The sequence below is a fragment of the Microvirga sp. genome, assembly GCF_014699075.1.
In the GTDB taxonomy this organism is placed as follows: domain Bacteria; phylum Pseudomonadota; class Alphaproteobacteria; order Rhizobiales; family Beijerinckiaceae; genus Microvirga.
The window spans coordinates 73453-96266 of record NZ_JACXAB010000006.1; the positions used below are offsets into that span (position 1 = coordinate 73453).

General features: G+C 64.0%; 16 protein-coding genes. 6 read left to right on the forward strand and 10 right to left on the reverse strand.

Annotation, left to right across the window (positions count from 1 at the left end):
* Positions 1-140: 140 nt before the first annotated feature.
* From IC232_RS11825 to xylF, 3 genes are all read right to left on the reverse strand, one after another.
* Entirely contained in the window at positions 141-920 is a 780-nt protein-coding gene (locus IC232_RS11825) for an ATP-binding cassette domain-containing protein (RefSeq protein WP_036354117.1), read from the reverse strand.
* Between the two features lie 12 nt (positions 921-932).
* Positions 933-2231 (reverse strand): sugar ABC transporter permease, encoded by a 1299-nt coding sequence (locus IC232_RS11830; protein WP_190845144.1) that lies wholly within the window; start codon positions 2229-2231, stop codon positions 933-935.
* Positions 2232-2405: 174 nt separating this feature from the next.
* Positions 2406-3452, reverse strand: coding sequence for a D-xylose ABC transporter substrate-binding protein (gene xylF / locus IC232_RS11835; protein WP_190845146.1), 1047 nt, complete (start codon positions 3450-3452; stop codon positions 2406-2408).
* Between the two features lie 223 nt (positions 3453-3675).
* On the opposite strand from xylF, the gene IC232_RS11840 reads away from it, so the two are divergent.
* Positions 3676-4884 carry an ROK family protein gene (locus IC232_RS11840; RefSeq protein WP_190845148.1) on the forward strand — a complete coding sequence of 403 codons (1209 nt, stop codon included), beginning with the start codon at positions 3676-3678 and terminating at the stop codon, positions 4882-4884.
* Positions 4885-5126: 242 nt separating this feature from the next.
* On the opposite strand, the gene IC232_RS11845 is transcribed toward IC232_RS11840, so the two are convergent.
* Both IC232_RS11845 and IC232_RS11850 read right to left on the reverse strand, forming a co-directional pair.
* On the reverse strand, positions 5127-7964 hold the full coding sequence (locus IC232_RS11845; RefSeq protein WP_190845149.1) for a hypothetical protein: 2838 nt from the start codon (positions 7962-7964) through the stop codon (positions 5127-5129).
* Positions 7913-8656, reverse strand: a complete 744-nt coding sequence (locus IC232_RS11850; protein WP_190845151.1) for a hypothetical protein — start codon at positions 8654-8656, stop codon at positions 7913-7915. The genes IC232_RS11845 and IC232_RS11850 overlap by 52 nt, the downstream gene beginning before the upstream one ends.
* 315 nt (positions 8657-8971) lie before the next feature.
* On the opposite strand from IC232_RS11850, the gene polA reads away from it, so the two are divergent.
* From polA to IC232_RS11870, 4 genes are all read left to right on the forward strand, one after another.
* A complete protein-coding gene (gene polA / locus IC232_RS11855; RefSeq protein WP_190845153.1) occupies positions 8972-12028 on the forward strand; it encodes a DNA polymerase I in 3057 nt (1018 codons plus the stop codon).
* 3 nt (positions 12029-12031) lie between these two features.
* A complete protein-coding gene (locus tag IC232_RS11860) occupies positions 12032-12529 on the forward strand; it encodes a GNAT family N-acetyltransferase (RefSeq protein WP_190845155.1) in 498 nt (165 codons plus the stop codon).
* A 182-nt stretch (positions 12530-12711) separates the two neighbouring features.
* Complete coding sequence (locus IC232_RS11865) at positions 12712-14040, forward strand: adenylate/guanylate cyclase domain-containing protein (protein WP_190845157.1); 1329 nt, start codon at positions 12712-12714, stop codon at positions 14038-14040.
* A gap of 87 nt (positions 14041-14127) precedes the next feature.
* Positions 14128-14412, forward strand: a complete 285-nt coding sequence (locus IC232_RS11870) for a hypothetical protein (protein ID WP_190845158.1) — start codon at positions 14128-14130, stop codon at positions 14410-14412.
* Positions 14413-14419: 7 nt separating this feature from the next.
* On the opposite strand, the gene IC232_RS11875 is transcribed toward IC232_RS11870, so the two are convergent.
* Positions 14420-15208: a class II glutamine amidotransferase gene (locus IC232_RS11875; protein WP_190845160.1), complete on the reverse strand. Its 789-nt coding sequence runs from the start codon at positions 15206-15208 to the stop codon at positions 14420-14422.
* Positions 15209-15381: 173 nt separating this feature from the next.
* On the opposite strand from IC232_RS11875, the gene IC232_RS11880 reads away from it, so the two are divergent.
* Complete coding sequence (locus tag IC232_RS11880) at positions 15382-16788, forward strand: sodium:proton antiporter (RefSeq protein WP_190845162.1); 1407 nt, start codon at positions 15382-15384, stop codon at positions 16786-16788.
* Positions 16789-16903: 115 nt separating this feature from the next.
* Here the strand turns inward: IC232_RS11880 and IC232_RS11885 are convergent, their stop codons facing one another.
* The 4 genes from IC232_RS11885 to IC232_RS11900 form a co-directional block, all read right to left on the reverse strand.
* A complete protein-coding gene (locus IC232_RS11885; RefSeq protein ID WP_190845377.1) occupies positions 16904-17998 on the reverse strand; it encodes an NAD(P)/FAD-dependent oxidoreductase in 1095 nt (364 codons plus the stop codon).
* A 39-nt stretch (positions 17999-18037) separates the two neighbouring features.
* Positions 18038-19093 (reverse strand): sn-glycerol-3-phosphate ABC transporter ATP-binding protein UgpC, encoded by a 1056-nt coding sequence (locus IC232_RS11890; RefSeq protein WP_312895152.1) that lies wholly within the window; start codon positions 19091-19093, stop codon positions 18038-18040.
* A gap of 109 nt (positions 19094-19202) precedes the next feature.
* Positions 19203-20654: an FAD-binding oxidoreductase gene (locus IC232_RS11895; RefSeq protein ID WP_190845166.1), complete on the reverse strand. Its 1452-nt coding sequence runs from the start codon at positions 20652-20654 to the stop codon at positions 19203-19205.
* A gap of 70 nt (positions 20655-20724) precedes the next feature.
* Positions 20725-22335, reverse strand: coding sequence for a phosphoenolpyruvate carboxykinase (locus IC232_RS11900; RefSeq protein ID WP_190845378.1), 1611 nt, complete (start codon positions 22333-22335; stop codon positions 20725-20727).
* Between the last annotated feature and the right edge of the window lie 479 nt (positions 22336-22814).

A 22814-nucleotide genomic window follows, 5' to 3' on the forward strand; every position in this document is an offset into this window, starting at 1 on the left:
ATCCTCACACATTTCAAAAGATAAAGCCCTCGTCCCGGGGCTGCGCAGCAGAACCCGGGACCGCGTGACGCGACGTGCGCCTCATTCCGCTTGCGATACCGGATCTTCGCTCCGCTCCGTCCGGGATGACACTTGTCACATCAACTCGCGCCCGGCCCTGGTGTTGCGCCCGGCGGGCATTTTCCGAGAATGATCATGCCGAGCACCTCGTCCTGCGTCACGTCCTGCACGTTGGCCGAGCCCACGAGCTTGCCGTTCTTCATCACGCTGACCCGGTCGGCAAGGCCGAACACGTCGTGGATGTCGTGGCTGATGAGGAAGATCCCGATGCCTTCCTTCTTCAGCTGCAGCACGAGATCGGCCACCTGCTGGGTCTCGGCCGGTCCGAGCGCCGCGGTGGGCTCGTCCATGATGAGGACGCGGGCGTTAAAGTAGATCGCCCGTGCGATCGCCACCGATTGCCGCTGCCCGCCGGAGAGCGCCTTCACCGGCTCCTTGAAGCGGCGGAAATGCGGGTTGAGCCGCGCCATCACCTTGCGGGTCTCGGCCTCCATGGTGGCATCATCGAGGGTGCCGTAGGGGGTGAGAACCTCGCGGCCGAGGAAGATGTTGCCCGCCGCATCGATGTTGTCGGCGAGAGCGAGCGTCTGATAGATCGTCTCGATGCCGTAGCGCTTGGCATCGCGAGGCGTCGCAATATCGGCGTGCTCGCCATTGACATAAATCTCGCCCGCATCCGGCTTGTAGGCGCCGGACAGGATCTTGATGAGCGTCGACTTGCCGGCGCCGTTGTGGCCGAGCAGGCCCACCACCTCGCCGGGGCGGAGATCGACCGACACGCCATCCACGGCCTTGATGCCGCCGAAGGCGATGGAGATGTTGCGCATCTCGACAAGAGGCGTCGTTCCATTCGTTTGCATGATACGCGCTCCTTACTTGATGCGGCGGCGATAGAGGCTGTCGACCCACACGGCCAGGACGAGCACCGCGCCGACGACGATGTTCTGCAGCGGCGTGTCGACGCCGAGCAGCACCATGCCCGATTGCAGCGACTGCATGACGAGGGCGCCGAGCATCGCGCCCGCAATGGTGCCGACGCCGCCCGCCAGCGACGTGCCGCCGATGACCGCCGAGGCGATCACGTAAAGCTCGTCGAGGGAACCGGCCGCATTCGTCGCTGCATTGAGGCGTGCCGTCGAGATGCAGGCGGAGATGCCGCAGAGCAGGCCCATGAGGCCGAACACCTTCATGAGCGTCCAGCGGGTGTTGATGCCCGACAGCTCCGCTGCCTCCGGGTTGCCGCCGATGGCGAAGACGTAGCGACCGAAGCGCCGGCGGGTGGCGATGAAGGTCATCACCAGCCCGACCAGGATGGCGATCAGCACCGGAAGCGCGACGCCGTGCGGGATGAACAAGCCGCCCTCGGGCCATGCGATGCCGTTGGCCTCCGCCCAGCGGCGCGCCGTGCCGGCAGGCAGCGGATAGGCGTTGGCGATGGCCGCCGCCGCGAGAACGATGCCGCAGGCGAGCGCCGCGATCACCGCGTCGGCCCAGCCCGGACGCACGGGAAAGCCGAAGCGCAGACGGCGGCGGCGCGAGAAGCCGAGCGCAATGATGATCAACCCGCAGGCGACGGCCGCGATGATCCATGTGGTGGTAGCGCCGAGCGCACCCTCGACGCCACCGCCGAAGGCCTTGAAGCGCGTATCCATGGGCGCGACCGTCTGACCGGTGGTGACCCACCAGGCCGCGCCGCGCCACACGAGCAGGCCGCCGAGCGTGATGATAAAGGAGGGGATGCCGAGATAAGCGATAAGCCAGCCCTGGAAGAGACCGATGGATCCGCCGACCACCATGGCCAACACCACCACGAGCGGCGCGGTCAGCGGGTGTTCGAGCCCGAGATAGGCCGGAAGCCACTGTACTTGGGCGACGCCGATGATCATGCCGGTGACGCCGAGGATCGCGCCCACCGACAGATCGATGTTGCGTGTGACGATCACGAGCACCATGCCGGTGGCCATGATCGCCACGGAGGCGGTCTGCACCGACAGGTTCCAGAGATTGCGCGGGGTAAGGAAAACACCGCCCGAGAGCAGATCGAAACCGATCCAGATGACGGCGAGCGCCGCCAGCATGCCGAGCATGCGGGAATCGACCTCAAGCTTCGACAGGAATGAGCCGGACGCGGCGCTGGGCGGCGGGGCGGTGCTGGCAACGGGTGCGGTCATTGGAATGGCTCGTCATGTAAAAATGTCATTCCGGGGCCGCGCAGCGGAACCCGGAATCCATAGACACTAGCGTCTCAGAAAATGGCGATCAGCGTCACGCCTCTTTCTGCACCGTGGGCGGTTATGGATTCCGGGCTCGCGCCGGAGGCGCGCCCCGGAATGACAGTGCTGGAGTTAGTTGCAGGCCTTAACGGTGCCGGCCTTCACGCCCTGGCACACCACGTCCTTGGAGGCCCAGCCGGCGTCGATGACCACGTTGAGGTTGTCCTTCGTGACCGCGACCGGCGTAAGGAAGAGAGCCGTCATGTTCTGCTTCTTCGGGCCGAGGTTCCAGGACTTCGCACCCTGGATCTCGGTGAGCTTCTTGCCGCCGGCGAGTTGCAGGGCGATCTCCGCTGCGTTGCGGCCGAGCTCACGGGCGTCCTTGAACACCGTCACGGTCTGGGTGCCGAGGGCCACGCGGTTCAGCGCCGCCTTGTCGGCGTCCTGGCCTGAGACCGGCACGGTGCCGGCAAGACCCTGCGCCGCCAGAGCCGCGATGGCGCCGCCGGCGGTGCCGTCATTGGCGGCGATCACCGCGTCGATCTTGTTGTTGTTCTTGGTGAGGAACTGCTCCATGTTCCGCTGCGCATTGGCGGGGAGCCAGCCGTCCGTGTAGGCCTCGCCCACGTTCTTGATCTTGCCGGAATCAATAGCGGCCTTCAGCACTTCCATCGAGCCCTGGAACAGGAAGTTGGCGTTCGGATCCGAGCCCGAGCCCTTGACGAAGGCATAGTTGCCCTCGGGCTTCAGCTTGAACACTTCGCGGGCCTGCAGACGGCCGACCTCGACGTTGTCGAAGGTGAGATAGAAGGCCTGCGGGATCTCGATCAGGCGATCATAGCCCACCACCGCGATGCCTTCGGCCACGGCCTTCTCGACGGCGGGACGAACGGCGTCCGCATCCTGCGCCAGCACGATCAGCGCCTTGGCGCCGCGCGAGATGAGGCTCTCGATGTCCGTGAGCTGCTTGGCGGGCGACGACTGGGCGTCAGCCGACACATAGGTGCCGCCGGCCTTCTCGACCGCGGCCTTGATGGCGGCTTCGTCGGTCTTCCAGCGCTCTTCCTGGAAGTTCGACCAGCTGACGCCGACCACGGGGCCCTTGCCCTGGGCGAAGGCGGCGCCAGCGGACAGGGCCAGAGCGGCAAGCGAGATGAGAGCGTGTTTCTTCGAAAGCATCGGTTTTCCTCCTGGACGGCGCCTCCCTTAAAAGCGCCGCGCTCATGGCAGCTGTCGGACCGCAGAACCGACGGACGTGGCTCAACATGCCATGCGTTATTGTTCGAGCGCGGAAATAATTATACGAGGCCGCGATGCCTTCAAGCGCCTAACGTCTAATATTTTGGTCTGATATGTGCAGCTCACAGTTTTGATTTATTCGAGCTGTGAATAAAGTGCATCCATGACCTCGCTGCCTCTCTCTCCTCGCGAAACTGCCCGCCGGCGTCTGCTCGATGCCCTGCGCCGGGAAGGCCCCATGGCCAGGGTGGAGATCGGCCAGCATCTCGGCATGAGCCCGGCCAGCGTTTCTGATCTCGCCGCAGGGCTTCTTGAGGAGGGCGTGCTGGTCGCGGAGGACAGCCCGGACCAGAGCCCCGGACTGCTCCGGGGACGGCCTAAGACCCGCCTCTATTTCGCCGAGACCCTGGGCTCCGTCGTGGGCGTCTGGACCGGCTTCAACCGCATCGAGCTGCGGCTCGTGGACAGCGCCGGGCGCACAAGGGCAAGCCGCCACGTGGAGCGCCCCTTGCGCAATCTCGGGGGCGAGGAGCTGATGGACGTGCTCGCCCACACCATCGCGGCCTTTGCGGAGGAGAGCGGCGCGCGGGACGTGAAGGCGGTGGGCCTGGCCTGCCAGGGCTATGTGGACACCCGCGATGGGATCGTGGCCTGGAGCCCGGTGCTCGGCACCCGCGACCTGCCGCTGACCTCAGGCCTTGGCCAGCGCCTGGGCAAACCGGTGCTCATGGAGAATGACGCCAGCGCCATGGCCTTCGCGATCGCGCAGCGCAATGCCGACCTGCGCTCCGGCCGCACCGCCTGCCTGATGGTGGGCGACGGCGTCGGCCTCGGCTTTCTCATCCAGGGCGAGCTCTATCGCGGCGCCCGCTTCGGCGGCTCCGAGTTCGGCCATGTGCGCCTGCGTCGGAGTGGCCCGCAATGCCGCTGCGGCGGGCGCGGCTGCATCGAGGCCTATCTCGCCGACTACGCCCTGCACCGGGACGCGCAGCTCATCGATCATCGCCCCGCCCCGACCCTGCTCCTGCCGGGTGAGGAGGCCATGGAGGCCATCGTGGATCAGGCGCGCGCAGGCGACCCCGCCCTGCTCAACCTGTTTCATGCCGCCGGCGAGGTGCTGGGCGATGCGGTCGGTATCCTGATCCAGACGCTGGAGCCCGACCACATCGTGATCTGCGGCCCCGGCACCCGCGCCATGGACCTGCTGCGCCCCTCCTTCGAGGCGGCACTCGAATCGCAAACCATTCCCGAGCTGCGCGCGCTCGCCACGATCCATGTGGTGGAATCCTCCATGGACCTTTTGACCGAGGGCGTGGTGATGCAGGCCTTGCGCGAGCTTGATCTCGATCTGGCGCGGCTGAAGGCAGCGTGAGATTTCGGCACGGAGCAGGCCTCATCCTTGAACCCTCATCCTGAGGAGCAGCCGTCAGGCTGCGTCTCGAAGGAAGATCCAGTGTGCTCTGGAAGCTCGTTCGAAACGGATTGCTGACACAATCCTGCTCAGGATAAAGCGATGGGAGCCATGCTGCCGAAAAATACGGCAGCACCCTCACCATAACAAAAATGCCGCCCGGCTTGTCACCGGGCGGCACATGGCTCTTCATGAGATGAGGCTTAGATCACGTAAAAGTCGTGATAGAAAACTTTCAGGTTCTTATCGAGGGTGGCGATCTTCACTTGTGCCGAGCCGCCGGTGCCGTCCTTATCGTAGTAAACGGCGCCAGACTTCTTGTCGTAGATGATCCGATCCTCGCGATCTTGAGCTCTGGTGCCGTTGACGAACATGTCACTGTTGAACTTCTTCGGCTTGGTGGCCGTGCCCGACCCTAGCTTGTTGAAGATCCTGTTCTCCAGGTAGATGCTGTCATCCTGGTAGCGGAAGTCCTCGATCCGATCCACATTGGTGCGCTTGTCCATCCTCATGTCGAACACGAAGATGTCCTTGCCTGCCTCACCGTAAAGCGTGTCGTTGCCCAATCCACCGTAGATCTTATCATTGCCCGACCCGGCCCGCAGCTGATCGTTGCCTGAGCCACCATAGATGCCGTTAGCCCCGGCATTGCCGATGATCGTGTTGGCGAAGTTGCTGCCCTTGAGCTGCATCGAGGCACTGCCGGCGGCGTACAGGTACTCTACCTCGGTGCCGTCGCCCATCGTGAAGTCGACGGATGCATAGACCGTGTCGACGCCGCCGCCTGCGGCTTCGACCACATAGTCGCCGATGTCGTTGGCATAATAGACATCGTTGCCGATGCCGCCATCCATGGCGTCGATGCCGGTGCCGCCGTCGATCACGTCGTCGCCGGTGCCACTATACAGAGCGTCGTTGCCGCCGCGCCCATAGAGGGCATCGTTCCCGCCAAGGCCGTTGAGGATGTTGGCAACATCGTTGCCGGTCAGCTCGTTCGCCTCCTCGCTGCCAGTCAAAGTGTTCGTGATCGTGCTCACATCCAGGCGAATGTTCTCGACATTGGCAAAGTCATTGCCCGTCACCACGAAGTCTCCCGTGATCACCACGGTGTCGTTGCCTTGCCCGGCCAGTTCGGTGATGCGGTCGCGCCCGGCCACATAGTAGACGTCGCTGCCGTCGCCGCCCTCCAGGGTATCGTTGCCGGCGGCGCCGTTCAGCGTATCACTGCCGCCGCCACCGCGCAGGATATTAGCGTTTGCATCGCCGGTCAGCGTATCGGCATAAGCCGAGCCGATCAGGCCTTCGATGCCTTCGAACTGGTCGCCAGCCGCGTCGCCCATATAGCTTGCGCGATCGGACCAATTGAGACTGACCCACACGCCTCTTCCGGCAACAGGCCCCGCATGGGCGTAGCTGGCGAAGTCCACGATCCCGGCACCGTCGCCGCCTTCGAGACTGTCGTTGCCAGAGCCGCCCTCCAGGGTGTCGGAGGCCCAGGCAAGGCCGCCGCCATCACCACGCAAACGATCGTTGCCATTACCGCCCCGCAAATCGTTGGCTTCTCCAGAGACGCCGTAGAGGATATCATTGTAAGCCGACCCAATCAGACCTCGGATGTTCTTGATTGTGTCGCCAGCCGCTTCACCGCTCGAAGCATACAATGCGGTAAGCGAGGCGGTAACACCCACGCCTCCTTCCAGACTGTCGGCATTAGCATAGGACGCGAAGTTGAATCCCGCGCCACCATCAAGCTTGTCGGCACCGACGCCACCTTCGAGTGTATCGTCGCCGTTATCGCCGAAGAGTTCGTCAATGTTGCCCTTACCCTGCAGCAGATCGTTGCCGTTATGGCCATAGAACGTGTCGTAGGCATCTGCGCCGGTGATCGTATCGTCGCCGCCGCTGCCGATGAACGCTTCGATGTTGTCGAAGGTGTCACCGCTGGCATCGCCTCTGTTATTGATCGATTTCGTGAGATCGAGAACGATGCCTGCCGCAGAATATTCATAGGTGACAATGTCCCAGAAGGCGCGACCGTCAACGCCGCCATCCATCTTGTCGGCGCCCGCACCACCATAGAGCTTATCGGATCCCGCTCCAGCATTAAGGGTGTCATTCCCGGCACCGCCATGGAGAGTGTCATCGCCTTGCCCTCCTTCAAGCGAGTTAGCACCAGCATTGCCGATCAGGACGTCCTTAAAAGCTGCGTTGTCGGTACCAGTGAGGTTTTCAATGCTGTCATAAGTGTCACCTTTCGCATCGCCGGAGCTCCCTCCCTTGCTCAGGTCGGCTGTCACCCCTCCCTCATCAGTCGAGGCGGAGTAATCTACCCAGTCGTTGCCCTCTCCGCCGATGAGTCGATCAGCTCCACGATCACCATAGAAAGTATCGTTCCCGGCGCCGCCATCTAGCGTGTCGTTATCGTCTCCACCAGAAAGTTCATCATTGCCGCCCTCGCCATACAAGGTGTCGTTACCTCCCATTCCGTACAATGTATCGTCGTCTGAAAATACATTGCCATCACGGGATGTTGTCCCGACATGGATGTCGTTGTGCGAGGTTCCTTGAACGGTGACGGACCTCTCCCGCGCATCGATGATCTGCGTGTAGATGCGCGCCGGGGCTGGGACGCCGCTTTGCCAGACAACAGAGATGCGCCCGTCCGGCAGTTCCGTAACGGAGGAAATCCGCTGGTCGCCAGCCCTCAAATCGCCGTCGGTGATCAGCTTGTCGATGTAGTCTCCATTAGCCTTGACCAGCCGCAGGTAGATGTCTTCCGAGTCGTTGTTGGGATCTGTATCCACTTTGTCGTCGAGATCATCTGAATAGACGAGAGCATACCCACCGGCGAAGCCGCCCTTTGTCAGTGCAGTGACGTCCGGCGGGTAATCGACATCGATTTCGATTTTGACTACGCTTCCTGCGTCGATCGTGTTGCCTTCAACGTTGTAGACCCGCGTGGAGACATAGGAATCGGTACCCTTGGTTGTCACCCAGCTGATGGCGAAGCCACCAGTCGACAATGCCGTAATGGACGGCAAGTCGGCGGAGCCTGTTGGGCCACTTGCGATGAAGGCATCCGCGAGGGCCGCACGGTGTTATCGGCCTCCACAAGCGCGACTTTGACGTGGCCGCCCTGCACCCAGGTGACAACGTGCTTGCCATTTGCGACTTCCACCACATCCGGCTTGTTGACGCCACTCACCGTCGAGATGGTGAACTTGTCTCCGTTCGACCTTCTGAACCAAATGTTATCCGTCGCACCATCGTGCGTATCGGCCCAGACCGAAACCCATTCGCCCTCGCCCTTCGCCGTATTCGCAGCCACAGCTGGATAATCGTTCGTGCGGCCCGTCGCGGGCTCTGCGAGAGTGACAGGACCAGCCTGGTCTGGAACACCCGTAATGGAAAATTTCTGCGCTTTGACGCCGATGGATTCGCCCGACGTGCCTGCGGTAATCCAGGTAATGACGAAGCTGCCATCCTTCAGAACGGTTACCTCATTGGGCGGCTTTGAACCGGCCGAAGCTGTGACCGTCTGGATGGCTCCCGACCTTCCCAATCCGTCAATGATGCGAAAGCACGTGGTGTACTGGCTGCCGACCATGTAGCTCCAGACGACGACTTGGCCACCATTCGGCAGAGCCGCCACGGTCCCGAAATATGATTGACCTTTGTCCGTAGCGGCTACCTGGGACGTGGTGATCGGGTTACCCCACTTCTCAATGGTCATGTTCAGCTCCTTGCAAGAGTATTTCGAGAATCTGGTTTGTTACGAAATTTGGTTTGGATTCGCTCATAAGGCGCGAACCGATTAAGAGCAAGTTTATATCGTATCGTAAGGTCAGCAAGTGCGATAGCGCACAAGGCTAAGCTTTCGGGCCGCAGCTTGAGCCGATCCTCTACGTCAGTCAGGATTTCTGGCATGATTTCAGGCGCTTGCGAGCAAAGGACTTTTCAGACGGCCGGATAACGCCCCCTCCCATAGCCATCCGCCCCCGGAGCCGCTATTTCTTGCCCTGTAGCAGCCTCAAGCCCCCGAGACCCGATGCCCTCGTCCTCCCGTCCTGTCCAAGCCGGCGATCATGTGTTTCTCGTCGACGGCTCGTCCTTCATCTTCCGGGCCTATTTCCAGTCCATGAACCAGGACCAGAAGTACAATTCCCGGTCCTCGGACGGGATGCCCACGGGGGCCGTGCGGCTGTTCGTGTCCAAACTCCTGCAGTTCATGCGGGACGGCGCCGCGGGCTTGAAGCCCACGCATCTGGCCATCGTGCTCGACAAGTCCGAGGGCTCGTTCCGCAAGGAGCTGTATGAGGACTACAAGGGCCACCGGCCGGACGCGCCGGACGACCTCAAGGTCCAGATGCCGATCATGCGCGAGGCGATCCGCGCCTTCGGGCTCGAGCCCGTGGAGCTGCAGCGCTACGAGGCGGACGATCTCATCGCCACCTATACCCAGCAGGCGAAGGCGCGCGGGGCCGACGTGCTCATCATCTCGTCCGACAAGGACCTGATGCAGCTCGTGGGGCCCAAAGTGTGCTTCTACGATTTCGAGTCGGGCTCCAAGGGCAAGCCGGGCTACCGGCCCGAGCGCAATCTGGACGAGGCTGCCGTCACGGAGAAATGGGAGGGCATCCCGCCGGAAAAGATCGGCGACGTGCTGGCCCTCATGGGCGACAGCTCGGACAACGTGCCGGGGGTGCCAGGCATCGGGCTGAAAACCGCGGCCCAGCTCATCAAGGAATACGGCGATCTCGAAACGCTTTTGGAGCGCGCGCCCGAGATCAAGCAGCCCAAGCGCCGCGAGAGCCTGATCGCCAATGCGGAGATCGCGCGCCTGTCGAAAAAGCTCGTGACGCTGGACTGCGAAGCGCCCGTGCCGGTGCCGCTCGACGACCTGCGCGTGCCGGACCCGGACCCGAAGACGCTGGTGGGCTTCCTCAAGGCCATGGAGTTCAACACGATCACCCGGCGCGTGGCGGAGCTCTACGAGGCCGACCCCTCGGCGATCCCGCCCGACCCGCGCCTCATGCCGGGCGGCGAGGCGATCCGCTGGACCGGCAACGGCACCGGCGTGACGGCTCCCACCGACGATGCCGTGCCGTTCTTCGAGAAGGCCGACCCGGCCTCGGGCGAGGTCGACCCCTTCGCCGGTCTCGACCTGCCGGAGACCGCCACCTTGCGCAAGCCCGTCGAGGGCCTCGGCACGCCCTCGCAGCTGGCCGGCAAGCGCGCGACGGAAGCCTCCTCGGTGCCGATTGATGTGACGGCTTACGAGACCGTCACCAGCCTGGAGCGGCTGAAGGAATGGGTGGCGCTCGCCCATGAGCAGGGCCATGTGGCGGTCGATACGGAGACGAGCGATCTCGATGCCAACCGCGCGGACCTCGTCGGTTTCTCGCTGGCCCTGGAGCCCGGAAAAGCCTGTTACGTGCCGCTGCAGCACCGGGACGAGTCCGATCTCTTCGGCGGCGGGCTCGTGAAGGGGCAGATCCCCGTCACCGATGCGCTCGACGTCATCCGCCCGATGCTGCAGGATTCCTCCGTCCTCAAGATCGGCCAGAACATGAAATACGACTGGATCGTGTTCAAGCGCCACGGGATCGAGGTGCATCCGTACGACGACACGATGCTGATCTCCTATGTGCTCGATGCGGGCAAGGGCCCGCACGGCATGGACGAGCTCTCGCGCCGGCATCTCGGCCACTCACCGATCACCTTCTCGGATGTGGCCGGCACGGGCCGGAACAAGGTGACCTTCGACAAGGTGGAGATCGGCAAGGCCACGGCTTACGCGGCGGAGGATGCGGACGTCACGCTGCGGCTCTGGCATGTGCTGAAGCCCCGCCTTGTCGCCGAGCACCGCGCCACCGTCTACGAGACACTGGAGCGCCCGATGGTCGATGTGCTCGCCCGCATGGAGATGCGCGGCATCATGGTTGACCGGCAGATCCTGAGCCGTCTCTCCGGCGATTTCTCGCAATCTCTCGCGCGCCTCGAGGACGAGATCCACGAGATGGCGGGCGAGAAGTTCTCGCTCGGCTCCCCGAAGCAGATCGGCGACATCCTGTTCGGCCGCATGGGCCTGCCCGGCGCGAAGAAGACGCCGTCCGGCCAATGGGCGACGCCTGCAACCTTGCTCGACGAGCTGGCGCAGGCCGGCCACGAGCTGCCTGCCAAGATCCTCGAATGGCGCCAGCTCTCGAAGCTGAAATCAACCTACACCGACACCCTGCAGGAGCACATGCATCCCGAGACAAAGCGGGTGCACACCTCGTTCTCGCTGGCCTCCACCACCACGGGGCGCTTGTCGTCGTCCGATCCCAACCTGCAGAACATCCCGATCCGCACGGAAGCGGGCAGAAAAATCCGCAAGGCCTTCGTGGCGCAGGAAGGCCACAAGATCATCTCGGCCGATTACAGCCAGATCGAGCTGCGCCTGCTCGCGCACATCGCCGATATCCCGCAATTGCAGGAAGCCTTCGCCAACGGCGTCGACATTCACGCGGCGACCGCGTCGGCCATGTTCGGCGTTCCCCTCGACCAGATGACGGGCGATCTTCGCCGCCAGGCCAAGACCATCAATTTCGGCATCATCTACGGCATCTCGGCCTTCGGACTCGCCGTCCGTCTCGGCATCGGCAACCAGGAGGCCTCGGCCTTCATCAAGCAGTATTTCGAGCGTTTTCCGGGCATCCGCACCTATATCGACGAAACGAAGAAATTCGTGCGCGAGAAGACCTACGTGACCACGCTGTTCGGCCGCATCTGCCACTACCCGCAGATCCGGTCCGGCAACCCGTCCGAGCGCGCGGGCGTAGAGCGCCAGGCGATCAATGCGCCGATCCAGGGCACCGCCGCCGACATCATCCGCCGCGCCATGGTGCGCATGGAGGATGCGCTCAAAGCCGAGCGCCTCTCCGCCCGCATGCTGCTGCAGGTGCACGACGAACTGGTGTTCGAGGTGCCGGACGACGAGGTGGAGGCCAGCCTGCCGGTGATCTCCCGCGTCATGACGGAAGCGCCCTTCCCGGCCGTGTCGCTGAAAGTGCCCCTCGCGGTGGACGCGCGCGCCGCGCAGAACTGGGACGAGGCGCATTAAAGCATGCGCGAGGAGGTCTCACACGGCCTGACGGTGCGGCCTGCCACCGTCCAGGACTCCGAGACGATCTTCAGCTTTGTGGCCGGGTTGATCGACGATCACTTGCCTGGCCAGACGCCCTGGACGTCGGCTGAGCGGATAGAGAAGGACGGCTTCGGTCCCGATCCGCTCTTCGAGGCGCTCGTCGCGGAGCGCGATGCCAGACCTGTCGGTTTCGTGTCGTTCTTCCGCGGCTATGCGGGCTGGCGCGGCAAGCCCATGGGCATCGTGCATGCGCTCTACGTTGTGCCGGAAGAGCGGCGTACAGGCGCCGTACGAGCCCTGATGGCGGTCGTTGCGAAGGTTGCCATGGAGCGGGATTGGGCGCGCGTGGAGCTCTTCGTCGAGGAAGAGCGGCCTGCCATCCGCTTCTACGAGGTGATCGACATGCGCGACCTCCATCACCGGCACATGCGGCTCGACGGCGAGGCGCTGGCCCGTTTAGCGGATTCCGCATTTTGACTGCTAACCCGGGCGCGCAGCCATCATCGCGAGCATCGCGAAAGAATCCCGAAGAATCCCCTTTCATTCCTTTTCGGCAAGCGCTATATTGTAACATGTAAACAACGGGGCCTCATCTTGCCGGGATGCAGGGGACCATCGCAGCTTCGCTCTGAAGCCTTCATGCGCCGCAGAGTCCGCCCATGAAGCGGAAAGTGGCCGCCATCCTGGCTGCGGACATCGTGGGCTTCTCCAGGCTCATCGCGGAGGATGAGGACGGAACGCTGCGGCAGCTTGCAGCCTACCGCAACGTTCTTGATGACTTTGTCGCTCATCATGGCGGACGCATCTTCAACACGGCCGGCGACTCGATCATGTGCGAGTTCGACAGTGCTGTAGAGGCCACCCGTGCGGCCATCGACATCCAGGATTACATGCGGACGCAGAACCTCACCTCGGCGCAGAACAAGCGGGTGCTGTTCCGTATCGGCATTTCGGTGGGGGAGGTGGTCGAGCGCCAAAATGACCTTTTGGGAATGGCCGTCAACATCGCGGCGCGGCTGGAGACCCTGGCCGCGCCGGGAGGCATCTGCCTGTCGCGCGCCGTGCATGAGGCCGTCTCCGGTCAGATCGCCGTTCCCTTCGTCGATATCGGCGAGCGGCAGGTGAAGAACATCCCCTTCCCGGTGCATGCCTTCACCATTGCCGGCCCGGATGCGGTCACCCCGTCGGAGCCGCAACGCGCTTCCGTCCGGACCGTGGCCACGTCCGCCCTGGCCTTGGCAGGCGCCTGCCTGATCGTCCTCATCGGCACGGGAGGGCTTGTTCCTCATGGCCCGCTTTCAAAGCCGATGGAGCAGCTGACGGCGGAAGCCGGTATTCTGTCGCCGGCCCGGCACAGCGGCCAAGTGCTCCTGCTGCCCGCCAATCCCGTTGAAGCCTTTTCAGGGCTTGTGCAGAGGGGTGGGCAGATCGACGATCCGCACTCCGCGCCCGGCCTGTATCACAACGCCCTGCTCTTTGAAGCAAAAGGCGAATCCATCGGGGCACACCGCGCATATTACACCCTGGCCCGGATGGGCCTGGACTACATTGATCCCCATCTGCGCTATGCGGCCCTTGTGCGGGCCCATGAGGGCCGGTTCATCGCGCGGCAGGTTTATGCCGAGTTGAACGAGGACGTTCCGACCCGCGCGACGGCCCTCGTCCATGCCCTGCAGTTCGAGGGCGCAGAGCGCAGGGCGAGGCTTCATGGCCTGATCGAGACGCATCCCGATTATGCGCCGGCCTTTTTCGTCTTGGCCGAGGAGCATTCGGAAGATCGGGTCGGCAGCCTGCAAACCGCACAGGACAGGCGCACCGAGCATGCGGCTCTGGCCGCGTTTCTGAGAGCGCACGAGGAGGAGCGCTTGGCCCCGTTCTTCCTGGACCAGTCCGTCGCAGCCGACTGGATCGCGCGGGCCTACAGCCGCCATGCAAGGCTGACCTTGTCGAGCGAAAGCGTCTCGGCCCTGCCGGCTTTCAATCCCTAGCTCCATCACGCTGCCAACAATCGATTAAGACCTGGCCTCTAGGATCGCGCTTCCGCAACGACCCTTCGATCCTGTGAGGAGCCGGCCATGAGTGATGAAGCAGGCGGCGTCGCCATCCGTGTCTGGCGCGACCGTGCGCAGCTGCGCGAGGAGGAGCGCAACGACGCGCTGGCCCGCCTTCGCATCGCTCACGAGAAGGTGGCGATCCTGATGGCGGAGAACGAGCGGCTCGAGGCCGAAAATGCGCGCCTGCGGGCTCTTCACGCACCGGATGAGAGCATCACCCAGGCCGAGACGGACCTGCAGATGGAAGCGCTGAGAGGCGCGCTCCTGCCCCTGATTACCCAGCCTATGGGACGGCTGAACGCCTGAGGACAACTCAGGCCGCCAGCCGGCCCATGGCTTCGTTCAGGCACTCGACGGTGACGCTGCCGCCCCGGGCCACGAGGCTGCAGCCCTTGGGCACCTCGCGCCAGCCCTTCGTCTTGTCGTCGATGGGCTCGGAGACGATGAGCAGGTTGCCGTTGTCCTCGCGGAAATAGAGGGTCGGCGGCTTGGCATCGCAGGCCCAGCGATAGGCCCAGAGGTTCTCGCCGTCCGTGAAGGCGGCCGTGAAGCGCAACGCTTCCTCGATCCCGGCCTCGGTCATCAGGCCGCGCACCGTTTTGAGCGTCCTGGCCATGGCCGTCACCGGCTCCTCGGCCAGCCCGTTGGCGAGCGCCATGAGGAAGATCGCCTCCGAATCCGTGGTGCCGAGGCGCCGGTCGTAGAGCTCGTCCGGGATCATGGATTCGAGGCGCCGCTTGATGCGCCCGTAGCCGCCGATCTGGCCATTGTGCATGAACAGGTAGCGGCCATGGGTGAAGGGATGGCAGTTCGCCCGGGTGGTCGAGGTGCCGGTGGAGGCGCGCACATGAGCGAAGAAGAGTTTTGAGCGCACCTGCTCGCACAGGCTGCGCAGGTTCTCATCGGACCAGGCCGGGCGGACCTCCCGGTAGACGCCGGGCTCCGGCCGTTCGCCGTACCAGCCGATGCCGAACCCGTCCCCGTTCGTGCCGGTCTTGGCCTCGACCGCGTGCAGCGACTGGTGCACGAGCGAGTGGGCCGGGGCACAGACGAGTTCGTCGAGGAAGATCGGCTCCCCCCGGTAGGCGAGAAAGCGGCACATCGGTTTCAGCAACCCCCTGGCACGGCAAGGCTTTGTAACGATGTTGTACTATCTTTGACTTATGGTGAATAGCCGGTTAACGGCCACGCCGTTGCAGCCTCAAATCCGTTCCCCTACAAGCTGTTCTCGATCTTTAAAGAACGAGCCGGCCACCGGCCGCTGGGGACCCTACGATGCTTCGCTTCTTAAGCCTGGCGCTCGCCGCCGCCCTGACCCTCCTGCCTCAAGGGGCCCTTGCGGCGGAATTCGAGGGGGCGAGCCTCGGCTTCGTCTGGGCCCTGCCCTTCGTGGGCATCCTCCTGTCCATCGCGTTGTTCCCGCTGCTGGCGCCCCATTTCTGGGAGCACCACCAGGGCAAGATCGCCGCCCTCTGGGGCCTGCTGGTGCTGGTCCCCATGGCGCTTGCCTTCGGGCCGACAACGGCAATCCATGCGCTGGCCCACACGGCGCTGCTCGAATACATCCCGTTCATCCTGCTGCTGCTCGCCCTCTTCACCGTGGCGGGCGGCATTCTCGTGCGCGGCAACATCCATGGCGCGCCGGGCACCAACACGATGCTTCTCGGCATCGGCACGGTTCTGGCGAGCTTCATCGGCACCACCGGCGCCTCCATGGTGATGATCCGCCCGGTGATGCGCGCCAACGACGACCGCCGGCACAATGTGCACGTGATCGTGTTCTTCATCTTCCTGGTGTCGAATATCGGCGGCTCGCTCACGCCGCTCGGCGACCCGCCGCTCTTCCTGGGCTTCCTGCGCGGCGTAGACTTCTTCTGGACCACCACGCATCTGCTGCCGGAGACCCTGTGCGCCAGCGGCCTCCTGCTCGCCCTGTTCTTCGTGATCGATCTCGTGATCTACCGCCGGGAGGGCCACACGCGGCCCGACCCAACGCCTGACAACCCTGTGCGCGTGGTGGGCGGCTTCAACTTCCTGCTGATCTTCATCATCATCGTGGCGATCCTCATGAGCGCGACGGTCGATCTGGGGCGTATCACGGTGCTGGGCACGGAGGTCGAACTGGCGAATGCGCTGCGCGACCTCATCATGATTGCCGTCACGATCATCTCGCTGAAAGTCACCTCGAAAGCGAACCGGGCCGAGAACGGCTTCTCCTGGGGGCCGATCAAGGAGGTGGCGAAGCTGTTTGCCGGCATCTTCATCACCATCATTCCGGTGCTCGCCATGCTGCGGGCCGGCGCCGATGGCAGCTTCGCGCCCCTGGTCGCCCTCGTGTCGAACCCCGACGGCAGCCCCAACAACGCCGCCTATTTCTGGCTCACCGGCGGCCTCTCGTCGTTCCTCGACAACGCGCCGACGTATCTCGTGTTCTTCGAGCTCGCCGGCGGCAATCCGCAGCAGCTGATGAATGCGGGCGCCATGACGCTGACCGCGATTTCGGCCGGCGCCGTGTTCATGGGCGCGAACTCCTATATCGGCAACGCGCCGAACTTCATGGTCTATGCCATCGCCCGCGAAGGCGGCGTGAAGATGCCGAGCTTCTTCGGCTACCTGCTCTGGTCGGGCGCGATCCTGATCCCAACCTTCCTGCTGCTGACCCTACTGTTCTTCAGGGCGTAAACACACCAGTCGTCCCGGACGGCGAAAGCCGATCCGGGATCGCAAGCAGGATGAGGCACCATTCTCGTCACGCGATCCCGGGTTCTGCTCCGCAGCCCCAGGATGACGCTACTCCCTACACGCTCAGCCTCTCCGCCACATCCTCGGCAATCGACAGGCACGAGGTCAGCCCTGGGCTCTCGATGCCGAAGAGGTGGACGAGGCCTGGGAGATCATGCTCCGCCGGGCCGTCGATCATAAAGTCGGCCGCCTTCTCGCCCGGCCCTGTGAGCTTCGGACGGATGCCGGAGTAGTCGGGAACGAGTGCGCCATCGGGCAAGCCGGGCCAGTAGCGGCGGATGGAGGCGTAGAAGCTCTCGGCCCGCCCGGGATCGACCTCGTATTCCTCACGCTCGATCCACTCCACATCCGGCCCGAAGCGCATGCGCCCGGCAAGATCGAGGGTCACATGAGTGCCGAGGCCACCATCGACGGGGGCCGGATAGATCAGGCGCGAAAAGGCAGGCCTGCCGATGCAGCCGAAATAGTTGCCTTTCGCCAGCACGAGCGGCGGCACGCGTTCCGTCGGATACCCCTCCGTCGCGCGGGCGAGCGCCTGCGACCCGAGGCCGGCCGCGTTGACGACAGCATCCACCGTGATCTCCGTCGCCTCCACACCGCCGACGTGCACGTTCCAGCCCGTTCCGTTTCGTATGACGCGTTCAACCGGTGCGTGGAAGGCGATGACGCCACCCGCATCCTCCAGATCGCCCTGGAGCGCCAGCATCAGCGCATGGCTGTCGATGATGCCGGTCTCCTGCGAGAGCACGGCACCGGTGCAGGAGAGGTTCGGCTCCAACGCTTTCGCCTCTTCTCCCGTGAGGTACGAGAGGCCCTCGACGCCGTTCGCCCGCCCCTGCTCGTAGATGCCTTCGATCTTGGCCTGCTCGAGATCGTTGGTGGCGACGATGAGCTTGCCGCATTTCGCATGCGGCACGCCGTGGTTTTCGCAGAAGGCGTAGAGCCTACGCCGCCCCTCGACGCAGTGGCGGGCGCGCAGCGAGGCGGACGGGTAGTACATTCCGGCATGGATCACCTCGCTGTTGCGCGAGGAGACGCCGTTGCCGATGCCGCCGGTGGATTCCGCCACGATCACGCCGTGGCCGCGCAGGGCAAGGGCGCGAGCGACGGCGAGACCCACCACCCCGGCCCCGATCACCAGAACGTCTATGGCGGCCTCCCGTCGCTTTGCGATGCGCCGCGATGCCGGTCAGAGGCGCTGGCCCGTCCGCTCGTCGAAGAGATGCACGAGCGTCGGATCCGGCGTGATGCGGATCTGCTGGCCGGGCTTGGCGTCGACGCGCTCGCGGAACACGCCCACGATGTCCGTGCCGGCGAGCCTGGCGAACACTTGAGTTTCCGATCCGGTCGGCTCGATGACGGCCACTTCCGCCGGCAGGCCGTTGGTGTCGTCGAGCATGAAATGCTCCGGCCGGATGCCGTAGACCACAGGCTGCCCATCGGACGCCGCAGGCGCATGGGCGACCGGGAAGGCAGTGCCGTCCTCAGCAACGAAGCGGCCGCCCTGCAGGTGGCCCTTGATGAAATTCATGGCGGGCGAGCCGATGAAGCCTGCCACGAACAGGTTGGCCGGACGGTCGTAGAGCTCGAGCGGCGCGCCGATCTGCTCGACGATGCCATCGTGCATCACCACGATCTTGTCGGCCATGGTCATGGCCTCGATCTGGTCGTGGGTCACGTAGATCGTGGTGGTCTTGAGGCGCTGGTGCAGGGCCTTGATCTCCGTGCGCATGGCCACCCGCAGCTTGGCGTCCAGGTTGGACAGCGGCTCGTCGAAGAGGAAGACCTGCGGATCGCGCACGATGGCGCGGCCCATGGCGACACGCTGGCGCTGGCCGCCGGAGAGCTGGCGCGGATAACGGTCGAGGAGCTTGGTGAGCCCAAGGATATCGGCCGCACGATCAACCCGCTGTTTGATCTCGGCCTTCGACGCGCGCTTGAGCTTGAGGGAGAAGCCCATGTTGTCCGCCACCGTCATATGCGGATAGAGCGCGTAGTTCTGGAACACCATGGCGATGTCGCGCTCTTTCGGCGGCACGTCGTTGACCACCCGCGGGCCGATGCGCAACTCGCCGCCGGAGATGTTCTCCAACCCGGCGATCATGCGCAGCAACGTGGACTTGCCGCAGCCGGATGGCCCGACGAGGGTCACGAACTCCCCGTCCTTGATGTCGAAGGAAACGCCCTGGATGACCGATACGGCTCCGAAGTTCTTCTGGATGTTGTGAATCTCGACCGAGGCCACGGGGCTTCCTTCCCTATCGTCATTAGCCGGCATCTTTTAAGCCCGGCTATGCTATCCTAGGCACGGGCAACAGCCGGTCAAGGCAGAACGGACGGTTCCTCCCAGTGAGCTAGGAGCCGGCGGGCAGAGCGGACGGAAGATCCGCCTCCAAGGCAAGAACCTTGCCGGGGTTCAGGATGTTTTGCGGGTCGAGGGTTCTTTTCAGCGTCCGCATCAGGTCGAGGGCCACCGGATCCTTGTAGAGCACGAGTTCGTCGCGCTTGATGAGCCCCACGCCGTGTTCGGCGGAGATCGAGCCGTTCAGGCCATGCACGATGTCGTGGACGATGCGGTTGAACCGCTCCCACTGGTTTAAGAAAGCCGCCTTCTCCATGGCGATGGGCTGGCTCAGGTTGAAGTGGATGTTGCCGTCGCCGAAATGCCCGAACGCACAGACCCGTACGCCGGGCAGCGCCTTCTCGCAGGCTTCCGTCGCTGTGACGATGAAATCGGCCACGCGGGATACGGGCACGGCAACATCGTGCTTGATCGATCCGCCCTCGAGCCTCTGCACGTGGGACAGGCTTTCGCGCAGATGCCAGAGCGCATCGCCCTGGGCCTCGCTTGCCGCGATGACCGCATCCTCGACCGTGCCGGCCTCCAGGGCTTCGCCCAGGGCACTTTCAAGACGCTCGCGCAGGTCGATCTCGGGATCGGGCGATGACAGCTCGATCAGGGCATAGGCTTCGTGCTTGCCGGACAGCGGAGGAACGGCGCCGGCCGCATGCTTGAGCACGATCTCCAGCGCAAAGCGCGGCATGAACTCAAAGGCCGTCAGCTGGTCGCCTGTGCGCCGGCGAAAGGTGTCGAAGAGGTCGAGCGCCGCATGGGGCGAGGCGCAGCCGACGAGGGCCACCGTGCGGCTCTTCGGGCGCGGAAAGAGCTTGAGCACCGCCGCCGTGATGACCCCAAGCGTTCCCTCCGATCCGACGAAGAGGTTCTTCAGGTCATAGCCCATGTTGTCCTTGCGCAGGCCCTTCAGCCCGTTCCAGATCCGCCCATCGGCCAGCACGACCTCCAACCCGAGAACAAGATCGCGGGTATTGCCGTAGCGCAGCACGTTCACCCCGCCCGCATTGGTGGCGATATTGCCGCCGATCCGGCAGGAGCCCTCGGAGGCAAGCGACAGGGGAAACAGGCAATCGGCCTTTTCGGCTTCGTCCTGCACGGATTTCAGGATGCAGCCGGCCTCGACCGTGATGGTGGCATTGAAGGTATCGACCTCGCGGATGCGGTCGAGGCGCGCAAGCGACAGCACGATACCCTCGTGCGGCACGCCACCGCCGACGAGACCGGTATTGCCGCCCTGCGGCACGACGGCGATGCCGGCTTGGGCGCATTCACGGACGACGAGGGCCACCTCTTCCGTCCTGCCGGGGCGAACCACCGCCAGGGCGGTGCCGCGATAGAGCTTCCGCTCCTCGATGAGATAGCCCTCCATGGCGGCCGGGTCGCGGATGACATGCTGGGGCCCCAAGCGCACGGACAGGAGGTCCAGAAATTCCGGTTGGGTGTCGGTCATCAAAAGCACCAAATGAAAAAGGCGGCCGCTGGCCGCCTTTTACACGAATTCAGGGAAGAGATAACTTCTCTCAGGCCGCGATCGAGGTCTGCGGCCCTGCGGAGCGCACGTCGGAATCCACGTGGCCCTCGAAGCGCTTGAAGTTCTCGTTGAACATGTCAATCAGGCGCTTGGCGGTCTCGGCGAACTCCGCCTTGTTCTGCCAGGTCTTGACCGGATACAGGATGTGCGGCTCGACACCGGGCACCGAGGTCGGCACCGCGAAGCCGAAGTAGGGATCGCGGCGGAAATCGGCGCGGGAGAGCGAACCGTCGAGCGCTGCCGTGAGCAGGCGGCGGGTGACGCGGATCGGCATGCGCCGGCCCACCCCGTACTTGCCGCCGGTCCAGCCCGTGTTCACGAGCCAGCAATCCACATGGTGCTTGGCGATGAGATCGCGCAGCAGGTTGCCGTAGACGGACGGATGGCGCGGCATGAACGGCGCGCCGAAGCAGGTGGAGAAGGTGGCCTCCGGGTCCTTCACGCCCTTCTCCGTGCCGGCCACCTTGGCGGTGTAGCCGGACAGGAAGTGATACATGGCCTCCGCCGGCGTCAGCTTCGCGATGGGCGGCAGCACGCCGAAGGCGTCGCAGGTGAGCATCACGATGTTCTTCGGGATGCCCGCGCGGCCCGTGGCGCTGGCGTTGGGGATGAAGTCGAGCGGATAGGCGCAGCGGGTGTTCTCCGTGCGCGACGCGTCGTCGAAATTGGGAACGCGGGTGATCGGATCGACGATCACGTTCTCCAGCACCGTGCCGAAGCGCTCGGTGGTGGCGAAGATCTCGGGCTCTGCCTCGCGGGAGAGGCGGATGGTCTTGGCGTAGCAGCCGCCCTCGAAGTTGAAGACGCCGTTGGGGGTCCAGCCATGCTCGTCGTCGCCGAGCAGGACGCGGTTCGGATCGTTGGAGAGCGTGGTCTTGCCGGTGCCGGAGAGGCCGAAGAACACCGCGACGTCGCCCTCCTTGCCCACATTGGCCGAGCAGTGCATGGGCATGACGTTCTGCGAGGGCAGCACGTAATTGAGATAGGTGAAGACCGACTTCTTCATCTCGCCCGCATAGGACGTGCCGCCGATGAGCACGATCTTGCGCTTGAAGTCGCAGGCGATCACCGTCTCCGTGCGGCAGCCGTGGCGGGCCGGATCGGCCTTGAAGGACGGCAGGTCGATGATGGTCAGCCCTGGCACGTAATCGGCGAGCTCGCCCTGCTCGGGGCGGATCAGGAGGTTGCGGATGAACAGCGAGTGCCAGGCGAATTCCGTGAAGACCCGCGCCTTGACCCGGTAGCTTGGGTCGGCGCCGCCGTAGAGGTCCTGGGCGAACAGCTCCTTGCCCTCGGCATGGGCGAGGAAGTCGGCCAGCAGGGTGTCGAAATGGCCCGGGGTGATGGAGCCGTTGTTGTCCCACCAGACGGTGCTTTCCGTGGCCTCGTCGCGCACCACGAACTTGTCCTTGGGCGAGCGGCCCGTGTGGATGCCGGTCTCGGCCAGGAGCGCGCCGCCCTTCACGAGCTTGGTCTCGGCCCTTGTCAGGGACTGCTCGTAGAGTGCGGGCGCTTCGAGATTCCAATAGACCCGTTTGAGATTGCGGAGGCCGAAGACCTCAGCGCCCTGCGCGCTGTTGAAGACGCCGATATTTTCCACGGAAAATGTCTCCTGATTGCCAGTCACCGCGCAGCCGGATGTGCCGCCGTCCGATGCCGTCACATGGGGTGGATCAAACAATGCGGCCGAAACTTTGCCGTCTCGCTTGAACATAGAACCTTCTTTAGGTCAGCTGACGAGGCCGTCAACTCAAGCCGTTTCATTGCATTCTATTTTCGTCAAAAACAGGCATCCAACAGCCCCAATCTCAAGGATTTTCCGGCTTTGGGGGAGTTCTTTCGTATGATTGACAGGCGTTCCCTTGCGGAAAACCAGGCGCTCCCGGGCCTGGGGACCCGGCCTGAGACGCTTGGCGGAGGAATCCTGTCCGATCCGTCATGCGCCGTTCATCTCCGGTTGAAGCGCCTCCCCTTAGACCCCACTATCAGTGGCCACCCTGGTTATCGCCTCGGGGAAAACCATATTTACGCCACGAGAAAGGCGCAGTTGGGGACGTTTTTGGGCCTTCTGCGTTGTCA

Bases quoted from the DNA above. Each gene is read 5' to 3' on its own strand.
- IC232_RS11895 (WP_190845166.1), bottom strand. From the start codon at position 20,654: ATGACCGACACCCAACCGGAATTTCTGGACCTCCTGTCCGTGCGCTTG.
- IC232_RS11865 (WP_190845157.1), top strand. From the start codon at position 12,712: ATGAAGCGGAAAGTGGCCGCCATCCTGGCTGCGGACATCGTGGGCTTC.
- IC232_RS11850 (WP_190845151.1), bottom strand. From the start codon at position 8,656: ATGACCATTGAGAAGTGGGGTAACCCGATCACCACGTCCCAGGTAGCC.
- IC232_RS11825 (WP_036354117.1), bottom strand. From the start codon at position 920: ATGCAAACGAATGGAACGACGCCTCTTGTCGAGATGCGCAACATCTCC.
- IC232_RS11830 (WP_190845144.1), bottom strand. From the start codon at position 2,231: ATGACCGCACCCGTTGCCAGCACCGCCCCGCCGCCCAGCGCCGCGTCC.
- IC232_RS11875 (WP_190845160.1), bottom strand. From the start codon at position 15,208: ATGTGCCGCTTTCTCGCCTACCGGGGGGAGCCGATCTTCCTCGACGAA.
- IC232_RS11870 (WP_190845158.1), top strand. From the start codon at position 14,128: ATGAGTGATGAAGCAGGCGGCGTCGCCATCCGTGTCTGGCGCGACCGT.
- IC232_RS11860 (WP_190845155.1), top strand. From the start codon at position 12,032: ATGCGCGAGGAGGTCTCACACGGCCTGACGGTGCGGCCTGCCACCGTC.
- IC232_RS11840 (WP_190845148.1), top strand. From the start codon at position 3,676: ATGACCTCGCTGCCTCTCTCTCCTCGCGAAACTGCCCGCCGGCGTCTG.
- xylF (WP_190845146.1), bottom strand. From the start codon at position 3,452: ATGCTTTCGAAGAAACACGCTCTCATCTCGCTTGCCGCTCTGGCCCTG.
- IC232_RS11880 (WP_190845162.1), top strand. From the start codon at position 15,382: ATGCTTCGCTTCTTAAGCCTGGCGCTCGCCGCCGCCCTGACCCTCCTG.
- polA (WP_190845153.1), top strand. From the start codon at position 8,972: ATGCCCTCGTCCTCCCGTCCTGTCCAAGCCGGCGATCATGTGTTTCTC.